Genomic DNA, 14,859 nt, shown 5'->3' on the forward strand with positions numbered 1-14,859 from the left:
CCCGGTCCCTTCCTGCACCAAGGACCTTGCATGATCCTCCCCATCAACGGGCCTGCCACAGGACCCGATCCGCAGACTTCCGCAGATCTCGACGCTGCCGCCATCCTCGCCAGGCGGCTCGTTATCCGCGATGACGGCCGCTGCGCCGCCTGCGGTGTGAGTGGCGACCAAGCCACCATGAACGCCTTCCACCGGCCCCGTTCCCAGCGAACGCCCGACATGACGAACTTTGCTGCGTGGCTGCTGCTGTGCGGCTCGTCCACCGAGGGCTGCTTGATGCAGGTCATCGAGGAGCCCCGATGGGCCAGGACGACGGGTCTGACCCTCGCCGCCCACAAGGACCCCACATCAGTGGGCGTCTGGCACGCCTTCCACGGCCTGGTCTTTCTTGACGCAGATGGCGGGCTCTATCCGCGCGTGGGACAGGTTCGGAGGGGCTGCGATGAGCGTTGAAGATCTTTGCGGTACTGAGCGCGGCTACCGCTACGGATGCCGCTGCCGCCCGTGCACCGACGCCCACCGCCAGCTCATCGCTGAGCAGAAGGCCGACAGACTCGCCCGCGCGGCCGCCGACCCCTCGATCGTCCCGCACGGCACCACCTCGGGCTACATCAACTGGGACTGCCGCTGTGACCCATGCACCGACGCCTACAGCCAAAGCCGCGGGAAGCGCCCCACCAAGGTCAAGCCCACCAACCGGCGCTGGACTCCACGCGAAGCGGAGCTGGTCATGCAGGACGTTCCGCTCCAGGCGCTGGCAGAAGCGCTGGGCCGCACCTACAACGCCGTCTTGACCAAGCGGTACCTCCAACGCCGTGGCGCTGACAGCTCCAAGGCGGTGCCGTCGTGAAGCGGCCCATCCACAGCACCATCCCCACGCTCCCGCTGTTCGATCTGCCCCAACCCGAGGAGACCGGCGACGTGCCCGACCGCGAGGAATGGTGGAACCAGGCCGTCGCCGGCGTCCGCGAGCTCGCGGCGACGGGGATGGCTTTCCAGGCGTATGACCTGGTTCGGCGTGGCATCCCCGAGCCGCCCAGCGACTCGCAGTGGGGCGCGCTGTTCGCCGCACTGGCCCGCCAGCGCCTGATCGTGCCGGTCGGCTACGGGCCCTCGCCCCGGCCCACCACACGCTCCAGCGCGGCCCGCATCTGGCGAGGTGTTCAGCGATGAGCGTGACTCCCGCGGTCTTGGCCGTCGCCGCGCTCGTCCTACTGGCCTGCCTTGTGGGCTGGCTGGTGGGCGAGCTGGTGGCGGCGTGGCGCCGCGCAGGCGACTGGATCGAGCAGGAGATCGCCGCATTCGCGGCTGACGAGAAGAAAGAGGGCCGGTCCTGATGTGGGGTCGGATAGACGACAACTTCGATGAGCACCCCAAGGTGCTGGCGCTGCTGGACGAGGAGGGCGGCGCGGTGGCGATCGGCCTGTGGACGGTCTGCTTCACCTGGGCGCACCGCAACACCCGCAAGAAGGGCAGGACGCCCGGCTTGCTGCCCAAGGGCTTGCCGCGCCGGATGATCGGCGGCGAGGGACAGGCGGCCGCCGAGCTGCTGGTGCGAGTCGGCCTCTGGGAGGTCGCCGAGGACGGCGGCTGGCAGTTCCACGACTTCACCGACTACCTGCCCTCGGACAAGACTCGTGCCGCCCGCGCCGAGGCCGGTCGTAAGGGAGCGGAGGCACGTTGGGGCAAGAAGCCGCCGCGCGGCACCGATGGCAATGAGCCATCACAGAGCCAATCCGCGAGCCAACCCGCGAGCCAACCCGGTAGCCACCCGAGTGGCCACGCCGGTAGCCATCGCGGTGATGGCAACGAGCCATCGGCCAGCCATGAGGATGCTGGCAAACCTGAAGCACACGATGGCTCACACGCGCACGGGCACTGGGGTCCCACCCCCGCCCCCAGTCCCAGTCCCACACCCCCCTCCTCCCCTTCCCCTCCTCCTCGATCGAGCAGTCCTCAGGGGGCTCCTGCCGAAGCGGGGGGAGAAGGGAGACAAGAATCTTCTGAGGGTCTTGCCCGACGTCATGAGGCCGCCCAAGTGATTCAGATGGGTCTGGTCGCCGAGATTCAAAACTTGCGGCCGGAGTGGTCTGCCGCGTCGATCCGGCGGGCCCTGGAACACCCCGACGTCACCGAACGCCCCGCTGATCTGGTCCGGATCGCGTTCGTGTTGGTGGCCTCCGATCCGGAAACTCAGCACCCAGGCCGCCTGGCGGCCGACGGGCCGTGGTGGCATCTGGCCGCTCGCCGTCAGCGACCGTCTCCGGCGCGGCCCGAGTGGTGCGGGGCCTGCGAGTCCGACAGTCACCGGATGGTCGAGGTCGCTGACGGGCGTGTCCGTCGCTGCCCGGTCTGCCATCCGCTGGAAGTGAGGACCGCGTAACCGCAGCCCAGGCCCGCCCATAAACGTTGTCTGATGTATTGACAATCACGATGATGACCTCTTATCTTCCACATTCCAGGACAGCAAACCAAGTGAAGGAAGCGGCGTGAGCGACATTGAAGTGCCCTGCCGAGCCCCCATGGAGCTCCGTGCGCTGGCTGCCAAGGCCCGGCCCGATTGGAAGCCCGGCGCGCTGGACGACGCACTCGTGGACGCCCACTACAAGGGCCTCAGCTGGCGAACCGTTCTGGAACGGATCGGATCGCTGATGGCCGATCCCAACGCCGAGCCATGCGACCTCACCGCAGCCGAGTACCGGCAACGACCCCCCGGCGTCGACCCCAACCCGGAATTCCGAGCCGCCCGAGCGGCCATCCACAACGCCCGCCCGGTCACGCCTGCCATGCCCGACTCCACGAAAGGCGACCGATGACCCCGACCAGCTCCGCCGCAGCCGAAGGCCGCTGCACCTGCACTGGCACGGCCTGCTGGCATCGCGGCCGATGCCGCGCCTGGCAGGGCAGGCCCCACCCCCTCACCCGCGAGGTCGTCGTCCTGGACAACGCGGCGGGGTGGTGCGGGCCCTGCACCCCCAGGCCAGACCACCGAACCCCGAGACCCAGGCCCGAACAGCCGCTCGCGCCGCTGTTTCCGTAGCCGCTCTCAACACTCGATGAGGACACCCATGGCTACCGATCCGACGACCGCTCCAATCACCGGCCCCGACGCTCACGTCGCTGAGCCCGACGCACTAGCAGCGCAGACCCTTCCCCTCCTGGCCGCCGTGGTCTGCGGACACCGCGCTCACGACGTCACCCGCGTCGCCGAGACGCTAAACGGCCTCGACCTCCCACACCTCCAGGCGCTCGTCGTCGGCCTAGCCGCGATGGTGCCCACAAGCGTCCCCCTGCCAGCCCCCGCCGGGCTCGCCACGCTCATCGCCAACCTGCAACTCAACGCCGACATCAGCCCCCAGCGCGCCGCACGCAACCGCGCCGTCCTCGCCGACGCCACCGGCATGCACCCCGAACCCGACGACCAGACCGCCGTCTGCTCCCGATGCGAGAAGCGACTCCCGCACTCCCGCTTCCACCACGACAAGAGCACCTCCTCCGGGCTGTCCTACCGCTGCAAGGACTGCGACTCCCGCATGCGCGCGGCCCACCGCCGCCACGGAACCACCCGAGGGTGGGTCGCCGCATGACCAAGGCGCGCATCCGCCTCACCCCAGGCCGCTCCCGCCGGAACGCCGCCGTTCTGGCCGCCACATGGGCTCTCACCCAACCGGACCCGCACGGCGAACTCGGCCACGTCCTAGACGCCCTCGGCCTCTACACCTCCCGACGCCGGTCCACGCGCCACACGGCAAACCACCCGCACATCGGAGAGACCATGACCGCCAACACCGACACCGCCGCCGCCCAGACGCCCGCCGCCGCGATCGAGGCTCCCGAGGCGATCGACGGACTTCGCGTCATCGAGAACGAACCGGCCGTCTCCCCATTGTCCAAACCCGGGAAGCCGGTCTACTTCCAGCAGATCCGCGAACTGCTCCTGGAAGACGGCTCAGCCCGCTTCCGCTGCGTCCACTGCCCGGAGACGTCCGAGCGGCTGGGCAAGATCCGCCGCCACCTGAGCACGCACGCCAACCCCACGACCAAGGTCAGCACAAGCAAGGTCAGCACAAGCAAGGTCGGCAAAGGCAAGGAGAGCAAGGCCACGCCCGCCGAGGGCCAGGCAGCAGGCACCCAGGTCCCAGCTACGCAGGAGACGGGGACCAGGACGCCGGTCACTACCGACAACCCGCTCAACACCCTGACCCTGGCCGAGATCACCGCACGCCTTCACGAAATTCAGGAACTGGACGCGTTGCGCGCCAAGGTCGTCGAGCTCACCGCCGAGTGCAAGGAACTGCGCGCCGAACGCGACGAATACCGCGCTGGACACGACGAGCTCCTCGCCGCCACCCGCGGCGTCACCGGCCTCCGCGAGCGTGCCGAGAACGCCGAGAGCGCACTCGCTGCTCTCCACACCGTCCTGGAGAAGACCGCCCCCACCGTGCAGCGGATCTTCGACCACTACCAGCACGCACGCCGTTAGCCGGACAGCCAGAACCCGCCGCCCCGCACAACGCCCCTTGGCGAGACGAGAGATCGAGTGAACCACCACCACGATTCCCACCACGCTGCCCGTGGCCGCCAGCGCCACGCCCACCCCGACAGCTCACGCCAGAGCGACCACGAGGACGACCAGGTGGACGGGCTGCGCGCCTGTGCCGCCGGGAACCGCTGCGCCGCACACAACGGGCATGGCCCGGCCCGCACGCCCCGGCCCTTCTGCGAAGTCGACCGCGCTCGCATCGAAAGCGGTCTGCGCGCACTCATCACCTACCACCACGACCTCCAGCAGGCACTCGGTGAACGCCGCAGCGGCCCCATCGGCGGGCGCATCTCCGGAACGACCGTCCCCGGAGTGCCCATCCGCCTGGACCTGGCCGACCTCGCGCACCAGATCCGCGAGACGCTGCTGAGCTGGGAGGAACGTGTCCGGGACGTCGCTGGCCTACCCGACGCGCCAGCCCGAACCGTCCGACCCCGCGTCATCATGAGCCGCACTGTCCGCATCCTCACCCGGCACCTGGACGTCCTCCTCGCCCTCCCACCCGCAGCAATGACCCGGCCGCGCCCCGACGGCGAGGACGGCTGGGACTACCCCGACCTGGACGGAACCGACGCTGGACTAGAGATCCATGCGCTGGTCCGCCGCTGCCGCTCCGCGCTCGGTCTCACCCATGCGTCGCAGATTCTCGCCGCACCCTGCCGCTACTGCGGCCTCGCGCTACTGGAACGGCTCGACAGCCCCGCTGGCCTCGCCGACGACGCAACCTGCACCGGATGCGGCCACCACTACTCGCCCGACGAGTACGACGCCCTTGTCACCCACGCCCTCCACGAGACCACCCACGGAGCCGACCTGTGAACTCGCCCGGCGCACGCTCGACGGCCCGACCGATCACACGATCTGCAGCTCTCATCAGCCGCGTCGGCCTCGACACCGCAGACACCACTCCGGCCATCCGCCGCGCTCGCCGCGGCAGGCGCCGGGAACCGCTCATCACACCGATCGCCGTGTACGACTCCCACGACCCGCAACTGAGCGCCGACGCCACCGAACGCACGCGGCTCAACGTATGGGCCCGAGCGCAGGCACTCAGGCCGAACCTGGCGTACCGCTGGGAGATCTACCGCACCGACCACTGGTGGGTCCGCGCCTACGAGTACGCCGCCGAGTCGGATGGCACCCTCATCTGGGACACAGACCGTGACCATCCCCGACCCGCCGCACCCTACGACCAGTCCATTACCGATCTACCGCCCGGCTTGTTCGTGGTTGAGCTTCCCTTCGGGCTCCCGTTGATCAGCGCCAACGACCGCATCCACTACCGCGTGCGCGCCGACCGTACCCGGACACTGCGCACCGCTGCCGCGCACGCCGCCCAACTCGCCCACCTTCCGCGGATGAACGCGGCAGCCGTTGTCGGGGAGTACCGGCCCGGCCCACGCTCCCGCCGACGCGACGCCGCCAACTGGTCTCCCTCCTACAAGGCAGCCGCAGACGGCCTCGTCGACGCCGGGGTGCTCCCGGACGACGACGCCTGCCACATGATCGGACCAGACCCGCGCCTAGGACCGCCCGACCCAGACGCAGCCCTCGCTGGCATTCGCTGGGGCCGCCTCGTGCTCTACCTGCGCACCCTCTACCAGGAGCAGGCCGCTGACCTGGCCTGTGACTAGTCACAGCACTAAAACGCGCCCGCGCGCGAGTTGTCGGGCTCATCACGTCGTCGCCAGCCCCGTACCGGGCACCAATCACCGGTGCGGGGCTCTTCTGCGGCGCGCCACAACGAGTCCCGCCCGCAGGCGGGAAACCTCCTCGCCTTCCCCCCGCTGTTGCTCGACCATTGAGACATGTCGATCAGCGACGACTTCCACCCAGACGGCCGCACTGCAGACGCGGAGGACCTCCACGTCGACGAGGCCGACGACGGAACAGGCGACGGGCCCACGCGGATGACCGACGCCGGCGAAGCGTTGCGCGGCGCGATGAGAGCACTCGCGCTGTACAGCACCGCCATGCAGCAGGCCGTTCGTCCACGCACCGACGGACTCGACTCAGTACGACAGCTGAGCGAGGCAATGTCGGCCACAGCCAAGACGATCACCCGACAGCTCCAGCCGCTCCGCGCGTTGCTGGACGGCTTGCGCGTTCATCTACCGCCGAACTGGACCGACGACCACTCTCTCCTGGAGGCCATCCAGCTCGCCGAGCATGAAGGCATCCCCATTGCGTGGGTCCCGCCCGCTGGGATCGTCGCCGAGCTACTGGAGGCGGCCGACGAACAGGACCGGTACCGCATCCTCGGGGAACGCCGCGCGCAGATCGCCGACGCCTGCGCCGAAGTCCTGGCCGAGGTTGCTGTTCCCGGCTTGGATGAGGTCGTCACGGTCGGCAGTTCGTCGATCGACAGTCTTCGCGCCGACCTGTGTGCGCCCGCTCAGGCACTCGCGACCAACGTCATCGACACGACTCTGCGATGGCTGATCGCCCGCCGCGCCCCGATCGTGACCACGCCACCCGACCGGCTGAAGTACAAGGCATTCCAGAAGGACCTGATCACGACGCTGGATGACAACACGATCGGCTGGATCCGCAGCGGTTGCGTGCTCGCGCCGATCCGCCGCGCGCTCGAGGAGTTCTGGCCCCCGACCCCCACCGATCCCGGCACGCCAGTCCCCAGCTACTACACGCGGCACGCCACCGCCCACGCAGCCGGCCTCACGCAGTACACGCCGGGCGGCGCGGTCGTCGCCGTCATGCTCATGGTCTCGCTACTCCGCGAGACCCAGGAGTCGGGCTGGTGACAACCAGTGCGGCGGAGCCGGACTGGGCGACGGCCGGAACGCCACATCCCCGGCCGCTCGCCATCCTTCCTTTAGCTTCATTGAGGGAACGAGCCCTGATGCTCCTCCCACGAACGGCGGGTCGGCTAAACCCGTCTCCAAGTCGTGGCCGTCGTCCGGAACCCACAGGGGACCGAGTTCGTCCGAGGAACAGTAGGTGCGAGTGAACCATCGGCGATACCGTCGACTTCACGCTCGAACAGGGCCGATCCGAAGGGAGGAGACGCCGTCGTGATGGATGACAGGCACGGTGCTTCTCCCTTTGATACGACGGTCAGCAGTGTGCTCGCCGCGTTTAGGAGCAGCACGAACGCCCTGGGCGGATCTCCGACGGGGGGCCGATCGCAGGCCATCAGGTATTCCGCTGAGGGCGACGTTGCCATGGTCGCGTACTCCGGAAGGCTTCTGTTCGGAGAGGTCAGGCACAGCTCGGTCACGCAAATGCTGGCTGCGCTTCGCGAGGCACAAGACCTACGCGGTCGACTCAAGATGACGCTGGCTAGCGAGCTTGGCCACTCTTCTCTGGCCGCGCATGAGGCCGCTCACGTCTTGCTGGCGCCGACTGGCAACGGCAAGTCGGCTCTCGTTGACGCGCTTCGTGTTTGCGATGACCGCGGATTCGTGCTCGTCGATGAAACCCACCGCACGACCTCTTCGCTTCTCCAGTCCGAAGATGTCTTGCCTCTGGCCACGACGTTCCTTGCGGCGGGAGCAGGCGCGGTAGTTGCTCGGAACTCGGCCTTGAGGTTGCGGATTAGCGCTGCCCATGCCGAGGTACTCATCGGCGCGTTGAACCGGCTGCTCACCGTTCTCGCCTTGCTTGTTCTGCTGGCGGCTTTGACCTATGCGGTCGTCAGGCGGGGGTTCTCCCTGCGAGTGATCGCCGTGTCAATGCGCCACCGTCATCGCCGCGAACCTGCGGACGGATCCTTCCTGTTCGCCGACCGGATCCAACAGTCGATGGCGGGGGTACCAGCAGTCCACTGACCTCCCGCTTCTGTGCAGGGAGTGATATGGACAGCCTTCTTCGTTGGTCACCCGAGCTCAGCCCCGAACTCCAGTGGTTCATCTTCTTCGCGGGCGGGGTGTTCGTCATCCTCGTCGCGCTCGCGGTGGTACGCGCTCTGTTCGCCGGTGACCGGGAGACCCGCACGGACGCTCACGACGTCCTGAACACTCTGCTCGATGCCTTCCTCTTCCGCCGTCGAGGACGGTGACTCGGAGCGCTGGCTTGGCGACGGGGGAGCACGCAACCTCACACCGGCAGTTGCTCTCTGCTCGTCTCAGACGCAGCTTGCCGGATGAACGGCGGTACTTGAACTCTCTAGGCTGCAACTTAGTGAAACTTCCTAGCGGGTGAAGGACGTCCTCAGTCAGGGTGAGGCGTAACAGTTTCAACAGGCCAGTTTCGTTTCTTCGCAGACACCACCTCGCCGCAACATCGCTGACAAGAGAGCTGATATGACTACAGTTCGCAACTCAGAGGACTTTTCGCCCGCACTGCGCGCTGCGATGGTGGGTGAGCTACGCGAGCTGGGCGCGATCACCTCCGCCCCCGTCGCCGAGGCGGTCAGCAAGGTGCCTCGGCACCTGTTCGTGCCCGGTCAGCCCTTGGAGGCTGCCTACGCCATCGACCAGGCACTGGTCATCAAACGCGACGAGGCGGGGACGGCCCTCAGCTCTCTATCGTCAGCGCACATCCAGTCGGTCATGCTCGAACAGGCTGACGTCCAGCCCGGGATGCAGGTGCTGGAGATCGGCAGTGGCGGCTACAACGCCGCGCTCCTGGCCGAGCTGGTCGGCGAGGAAGGCGCGGTCGTCTCCCTCGACATCGACCCTGAGATCACCGAACGCGCTCGCGCATGCCTGGACACGGCGGGCTACGAACAGGTCAAGGTCGCGGTGGGTGACGCCGAGCACGGCCTACCTGACGAGGACGCCTTCGACCGGATCATCGTGACGGCCGGCGCCTGGGACATACCACCGGCGTGGCGGACGCAGCTCACCCCGCGTGGCCGCCTGATCGTCCCGCTGCGCCTCAAGGGGATCACGCGGACGATCGCGTTCGAGCGCGACGACCAGACCGACGACGGCGGTGACGCCGGGGTGCTCACCAGCGTTTCCTACCTGCTGTCGGGGTTCGTGGCGATGCAGGGCGACGGCGAGCACCACGAACACGTCATCGTCGTTGGCGACGACGAAAGCTGGGGGTTGCGCGTGGACGACGGCGCGCCCGACTTCGACGTCCAGGCGTTGCGGGAGGCGCTGGATCACCCGCCGTTGGAGCGCTGGTCCGGTGCGGTGTTCGACATGCCGGACGAACTGGAGCTGTTCCTGGTCACCTCCGGCCCTCAGATGGTGATGCTGCACGCCCGGCAGTCTTTGGTCGACCAGGGTGTCTTCGACGCCTCGGCCGGACGGGGCGTGCCGGTCCTGGTGCGCGGCGACTCCTTCGCTTACCGAATCAAGCGGGAGAACGCTGAACTGGGCGGCTTCGAGTCAGGGGTGATCGCCCACGGCCCGCATGCCGAGCAGGTCGCAGACGAGTATGCGGACCTGCTGCGCCGCTGGGCGCACCAGCACCGCCGCCGCGGCGCCGCCACGATCCGCTACATCCCCGCCGGCGCCGCCCACTCCACGCCACCCCACCACCCAATCCCTAAGCGGCACGGCACCGTGTCGGTCACCTGGCGGTAGAACGCCAGCCCTGACGATCAGTAGCTCGGAGGACACCACCCCCCAGGAGGACCCATGACCGCCCGAACCGACACCACATCACCCAGCACCACGACACCGGCCGACGAGCAGACCGGACCTGATCCGTTCGAGCTGGACATCACGATCGTCGAGGCGGGCCCGGAGGCCGACCGGCTGATCCGCATGACCGACGACGGCTGCGGCAAGACATGCCAGTCAGCCTGCCCTAACACCTGCTAACAACACGGCATCTCACCCACGAGGCCGACCCACGACCGCGTCTCGATATCCCCAGTGGCCCCGGCCAGGCGTTCGGCCGGGGCCGCTCGCCTCCAGGGAGCAGACGATGTACCGGTATCTCGATCACGCCCTCGTGCGCGGCTCGCCGTGGCGACGCGACACCTGGACGTCTTGGCCGGACCTCAGCGACCACCCCGATGCCCCTTCCACCTGGCGGCCCTGGCTGCGCGAAGTCATGCAGCGCGCCGATTTCGCCGCTGCCCTGGACAACGCCAGTCCCACCTTGTTCAGACGGGTGTCACAGCTGTGCGACGGGCAGGCCGTTGCCGAACCCGCTGCACGCCGTGCGGTGGAATCGGTACTGCGGTACATGCTGCGCGCGGCTTCGCGGTCCACCCCGTTCGGCCTGTTCGCTGGTGTAGCCCCCGCCCGCATCAGCCGCACCGGTCATGCCCGCGCCATCATCGGCTCTCAGCACCGCGCCGTCGCAGGCGTCGACGCGGCATGGTTGTCTGCGCTGGTGGAACGGCTGGAGAGCGATCCGGCACTGTGGCCATGGGCGTCGGTGCGCGTTAATCCTCTGGCCTTCATCCGCGACGGCCGTGTGGTGCTGGAGCACCGTCCCCAGCGTGGCAACGTCCAGGTGCCCGTCCACATTCAGTTGCGTGCGTCCGAGCCGGTTCGGCGGATCCTGGTGCTGGCGTCCACGCCGATCGTCCTGGGTGACTTGGCCACCGAGCTGTCCTCCCAGTACTTCGGCACCGACGCCCGAGCTGTGGTCACGTTCCTGTCGGGACTGCTTGCGCACGGCATCCTCGTCACGAACCTGAACCCGCCACTCACCCGCACCGACCCGCTACGGCACCTAGAAGGCATCCTCGAGGCGGTGACGCCACGCAACTCCCAAGCCGCGGCCGATCTCAGCCAGCTACGAGCCCTTTCCCGGGAACTCCGCGATATCAACCTGCGGCACACGGCCGCCAACCACGGTGCCGCTTCCATCCCCATCACAGAACACCATGCTCGCCTGGTCGGCACGATGGCAGGACTCTGCTCTGCCCCCACGCCAAGCCCGAACGTTGATCTGCGGTTGGGCTGGGAAGTCACGGTGCCTGGGACCGTGGCGGCGGAGGCTGCTCACGCAGCGGAGCTGCTCGTGCGGCTCGCCCCGCGCTCAGTGCTCACTCCCGGATGGGAACGCTGGCATATGGCGTTTCTCGAACGCTACGGCCCCCGCGCCCTCGTCCCTCTCCGCCAAGTGGTGAACGCCGACGTGGGCCTGGGATATCCGGCGGGCTACCTCGGCAACCCCGACCAGCCGACCAGCGCTGTGACCGACCGGGACACGCTTCTTTTTGCCCTGGTACAGCGAGCGGCGATGGACAACCGCCACGAGATCACGTTGGACGAGGAAACAATCGCTGCCCTGTCCGCCACCTCCGCCGCTATCGACCCAGCCGCCGCGGTGGAACGCCGTCCGCAGACCACCACTGAGGCCACCGTCCGCGTTCACGCCGCAGACGAGCACGCCGTGCAGCAGGGCGACTTCATGCTCTCGGTCATTGGGGTTTCCCGATCCGCAGGAACGACCATCGGCCGGTTCCTGCCGCTGCTCGATCAACCTCCCGTCCCCGGCGACGCCAGTGATGAAGTCGGCACCGTTCCCGCGAGGCCGCATGAGGGTGAAGCGCCGGCGGACCTGCAAGCGACGCTCGCGGACCTGCCCACGAGCACATCCGGCGCTTTGCTTGCGCAGCTGTGCACGCCACCGCTGCACACCGGAACTGCCAACGTCGCCCGAGTCCCTGCTGTGCTGCCCCACAGCATCACCATCGGGCAGTTCCACGACGACGACCGCCATTCGCTCAACCTGGACGACCTCGCCGTCACCGCCGACCGGGATCGGCTCTACCTTGTGTCGCTGTCGCGCCGCCAGGTCGTGGAAACCGCGACCTACAACGCGGTCGAGCCGTCCCGCTACACCCACCCCCTGGCGCGGTTCCTGGCCGAGCTCCCCAACGCGCTGAACGTGCCGTGCGCTGAGTTCGACTGGGGCGCTGCCGCGCGATTGCCCTTCCTGCCCGCGTTGCGGCACGGCCGCGCTTTTCTCGCTCCCGCCCGCTGGCAGGTGGACGCTGGCGACCTTCCTGGCCCGTCCGCGTTCACCCACGACTGGGACGCCGCCTTTGCCATCTGGAGATCGCGCGTCCGGCTACCTGGGTGCTGTTACCTCGGCTACGGCGATCAACGTCTCGGGCTTGACCTGGATCAGCCCGCGCACCGGGCCATGCTGCGAGCTCAGCTTCACCGCAAGGGCTCTGCGTCGCTGCGCGCTCTGCCCACTGAGGTGCCCGACGCCCGATCCGACTGGTGCGGCGGCTACGCGCACGAACTCGTCATCCCCCTGGCCGCTGCCGTCGAACCGGCACCCGCACCGTCCTGGCTGAACCACGCAGAGCCAGTGAACCTGCACGACCACGGGCGCCTGCCGGGCAGCAACGGGCGTCTGTTCCTCAAGCTCTACGGCCATCCAGACCGCCAAGCGCCGATCCTGCTCTGGCACGTGCCGGACCTGCTTGCCTGCCTCGACCTCAGCCATGACGAGAACACGGGCCAGTACTGGTTCATGCGGTACCAAGATCCCGAACCGCACCTGCGGCTCAGACTCCGCGTCCCGTCCGAGCACATGCCGCGGGTCATGGCGGCCGTCACCAGCTGGAGTGCCCGGCTGCGCACGCATGGGCTGATCGCGCGACTTACGCTCGACACCGACTTCCCCGAGACCACCCGTTTCGGAGGACCGGCCGCGCTGGATTCCGCCGAGGACTTCTTCGCCACCGACTCCGCCGCCGCCGTGGCGCAGATGGCCGTCGCCGTCGCCCCCTCGGGCCCTGATCTGCGTGCGGTGACCGCAGCGAGCCTGCTCGACCTCACCGTCGGATTTCTTGGTGACGCACACGAGGCAGCGCGGTGGCTGATCGAGCAAGTCCGCTCCGGACGCGCCGCTCCACCTCGACCGCTGTACGAGCTGGCGATCGCTCTGGGCAACCCCGGAGACCGCCGAACCCTCACAAGGCTCCCCGGCGGCAGCGAGCTGCTGACCTGCTGGGCGGCTCGCCGCGCCGCCCTCACTCACTACCGCCGCGTTCTCGATGAGTCTGCCCCGGCCACGGTGCGGTTGCTGCTGCCTGAACTGCTGCACCTGCACCACGCCCGCACGACCGGACTCGATCCGGAAGGAGAACGAACATGCCTGCACCTGGCCCGAGCCGCTGCGCTGAGCTGGAGCCACAGTCGCACGCCGAAAGCGTCCGCCACGACGCCCTGACCACAGCCACGGCACTCGCCGACGCCCTGGCCGACCCGGCCGTCCTTGCCAGCACCCCTAACGGCCTGGAACTTCGTCGGCACGGACCGGGCCGCCCCTGGCCACAAGCTCTCGCCACTGGCGCGGCCGGCATCGCGCTGCTGCATATCGAGCGCGCTCGCAGCGGCCACGGGGAGTGGGCGATCGCGCACCAGTGGGTACAAGCCGCCTGCGTCGACGACCTCACCGCGGCCGCCAACGCAAGCCTGTACATGGGCGTCCCGGCCATCGCCTTCATGCTGAACGCAGCCGCCCGGCCCGAGCCCGGCTACCAGCACGCCCTGCAACGGCTGGACGAGGCCGTCATCTCTCTCACTCGCAGGCGGCTCGACGCCGCGCACACCCGCATCAACCGAGGCGAGTACCCACACCTGAAGGAGTTCGACCTGATTCGGGGGCTGACCGGGCTCGGCGTCTACCATTTGCGCCGCCACCCAGACCATCCGATCACCACACAGACGCTGCGCTACCTCGCCCGCCTTACCCAGCCCGGCGACGTTCCCGGCCCGCACCCGCCCTGGTGGACACCGGTAGCACCCAACGGAGACCACGTCCCCGAGTACCCGCACGGTCACGGCAACCTCGGAGCCTCGCACGGCATCAGTGCTCCACTAGCGCTGCTGTCGGTGGCGATGCTCGCAGGAATGCCCGTCCCCGCCGGGAGGGAAGCCATCGAACGCCTCTGCTCCTGGACCGACCAGTTGCTCCAGCACGACCGCACCGGACCGTGGTGGCCGGGCCTGCTCGACCACGACCAGGCCGACGCGGGCTCGGCAGCCTCCTTCCCGCGGCCCCGGCCGTCGTGGTGCTACGGCGTCGCAGGAACGGCCCGCGCTCAGCAACTCGCTGCGCTCGCCCTCGGCGATGTCCACCGTCAGTCCCTCGCCGAGACCGCGATGGCCACCACGCTCCAAGACACCACGCAGATCGAGCGGATCACCGAACTCGGCCTCTGCCACGGGCTTGCCGGGTTGCTTCGTGCCGCCGGGCGCATGGCCAGCGACGAGCGCACCTCACAGATCACCGACCAGATTCCTGCCCTGACGCGCCGCATCCTGTTGCGGAACCCCAATTCCCGCACCGCACCCATCGCCGACCCTTCCCTGCTGGACGGAGCGGCGGGCCTCGCCCTGGCGCTCCACGCCGTCGGCACAAGCACCCACCCACTCACCGAATGGGACGCCATCCTCGCCGTCGCCTGACCATCCGGA

At 68.6% G+C, this 14,859-nt stretch carries 17 protein-coding genes; all 17 read left to right on the forward strand.

The window, feature by feature from the left end:
- Positions 1–30: 30 nt before the first annotated feature.
- The 17 genes from F8566_RS30000 to F8566_RS30075 all read left to right on the forward strand — a co-directional run bounded on the left by F8566_RS30000 (position 31) and on the right by F8566_RS30075 (position 14,850).
- Positions 31–453: a hypothetical protein gene (locus F8566_RS30000; RefSeq protein ID WP_151565195.1), complete on the forward strand. Its 423-nt coding sequence runs from the start codon at positions 31–33 to the stop codon at positions 451–453.
- Positions 443–850, forward strand: coding sequence for a hypothetical protein (locus tag F8566_RS30005; protein ID WP_151565196.1), 408 nt, complete (start codon positions 443–445; stop codon positions 848–850). The genes F8566_RS30000 and F8566_RS30005 overlap by 11 nt, the downstream gene beginning before the upstream one ends.
- Positions 847–1,173 carry a hypothetical protein gene (locus tag F8566_RS30010; RefSeq protein ID WP_151565197.1) on the forward strand — a complete coding sequence of 109 codons (327 nt, stop codon included), beginning with the start codon at positions 847–849 and terminating at the stop codon, positions 1,171–1,173. Before F8566_RS30005 ends, F8566_RS30010 begins: the two co-directional genes overlap by 4 nt.
- The gene (locus F8566_RS50200; protein ID WP_192809925.1) at positions 1,170–1,337 is read left to right on the forward strand and encodes a hypothetical protein; all 168 of its coding nucleotides are present in this window, start codon (positions 1,170–1,172) and stop codon (positions 1,335–1,337) included. Before F8566_RS30010 ends, F8566_RS50200 begins: the two co-directional genes overlap by 4 nt.
- Before the next feature lie 41 nt (positions 1,338–1,378).
- Positions 1,379–2,383: a hypothetical protein gene (locus F8566_RS30015; protein WP_151565198.1), complete on the forward strand. Its 1,005-nt coding sequence runs from the start codon at positions 1,379–1,381 to the stop codon at positions 2,381–2,383.
- A gap of 106 nt (positions 2,384–2,489) precedes the next feature.
- On the forward strand, positions 2,490–2,816 hold the full coding sequence (locus F8566_RS30020) for a hypothetical protein (protein WP_151565199.1): 327 nt from the start codon (positions 2,490–2,492) through the stop codon (positions 2,814–2,816).
- A gap of 252 nt (positions 2,817–3,068) precedes the next feature.
- Positions 3,069–3,587 (forward strand): hypothetical protein, encoded by a 519-nt coding sequence (locus tag F8566_RS30025; RefSeq protein ID WP_151565200.1) that lies wholly within the window; start codon positions 3,069–3,071, stop codon positions 3,585–3,587.
- Positions 3,584–4,483, forward strand: a complete 900-nt coding sequence (locus tag F8566_RS30030) for a hypothetical protein (protein WP_151565201.1) — start codon at positions 3,584–3,586, stop codon at positions 4,481–4,483. Before F8566_RS30025 ends, F8566_RS30030 begins: the two co-directional genes overlap by 4 nt.
- A gap of 57 nt (positions 4,484–4,540) precedes the next feature.
- Positions 4,541–5,362 (forward strand): hypothetical protein, encoded by an 822-nt coding sequence (locus tag F8566_RS30035; protein WP_151565202.1) that lies wholly within the window; start codon positions 4,541–4,543, stop codon positions 5,360–5,362.
- 149 nt (positions 5,363–5,511) lie between these two features.
- Entirely contained in the window at positions 5,512–6,177 is a 666-nt protein-coding gene (locus tag F8566_RS30040; RefSeq protein ID WP_151565203.1) for a hypothetical protein, read from the forward strand.
- A gap of 174 nt (positions 6,178–6,351) precedes the next feature.
- Positions 6,352–7,305 carry a hypothetical protein gene (locus F8566_RS30045; protein ID WP_151565204.1) on the forward strand — a complete coding sequence of 318 codons (954 nt, stop codon included), beginning with the start codon at positions 6,352–6,354 and terminating at the stop codon, positions 7,303–7,305.
- 270 nt (positions 7,306–7,575) lie between these two features.
- On the forward strand, positions 7,576–8,331 hold the full coding sequence (locus F8566_RS30050) for a hypothetical protein (RefSeq protein ID WP_151565205.1): 756 nt from the start codon (positions 7,576–7,578) through the stop codon (positions 8,329–8,331).
- A gap of 26 nt (positions 8,332–8,357) precedes the next feature.
- Entirely contained in the window at positions 8,358–8,561 is a 204-nt protein-coding gene (locus F8566_RS30055) for a hypothetical protein (RefSeq protein WP_151565206.1), read from the forward strand.
- 244 nt (positions 8,562–8,805) lie between these two features.
- On the forward strand, positions 8,806–10,041 hold the full coding sequence (gene fxlM, locus F8566_RS30060) for a methyltransferase, FxLD system (protein WP_151565207.1): 1,236 nt from the start codon (positions 8,806–8,808) through the stop codon (positions 10,039–10,041).
- Between the two features lie 54 nt (positions 10,042–10,095).
- A complete protein-coding gene (locus F8566_RS30065) occupies positions 10,096–10,281 on the forward strand; it encodes an FxLD family lanthipeptide (RefSeq protein WP_151565208.1) in 186 nt (61 codons plus the stop codon).
- Positions 10,282–10,387: 106 nt separating this feature from the next.
- Positions 10,388–13,609, forward strand: coding sequence for a lantibiotic dehydratase (locus F8566_RS30070; RefSeq protein WP_151565209.1), 3,222 nt, complete (start codon positions 10,388–10,390; stop codon positions 13,607–13,609).
- Positions 13,531–14,850, forward strand: a complete 1,320-nt coding sequence (locus F8566_RS30075; protein WP_151565210.1) for a lanthionine synthetase C family protein — start codon at positions 13,531–13,533, stop codon at positions 14,848–14,850. The genes F8566_RS30070 and F8566_RS30075 overlap by 79 nt, the downstream gene beginning before the upstream one ends.
- The last annotated feature ends 9 nt before the right edge of the window (positions 14,851–14,859 follow it).

The sequence above is a fragment of the Actinomadura rudentiformis genome, assembly GCF_008923185.1.
Taxonomy (GTDB): Bacteria; Actinomycetota; Actinomycetes; order Streptosporangiales; family Streptosporangiaceae; genus Spirillospora; species Spirillospora rudentiformis.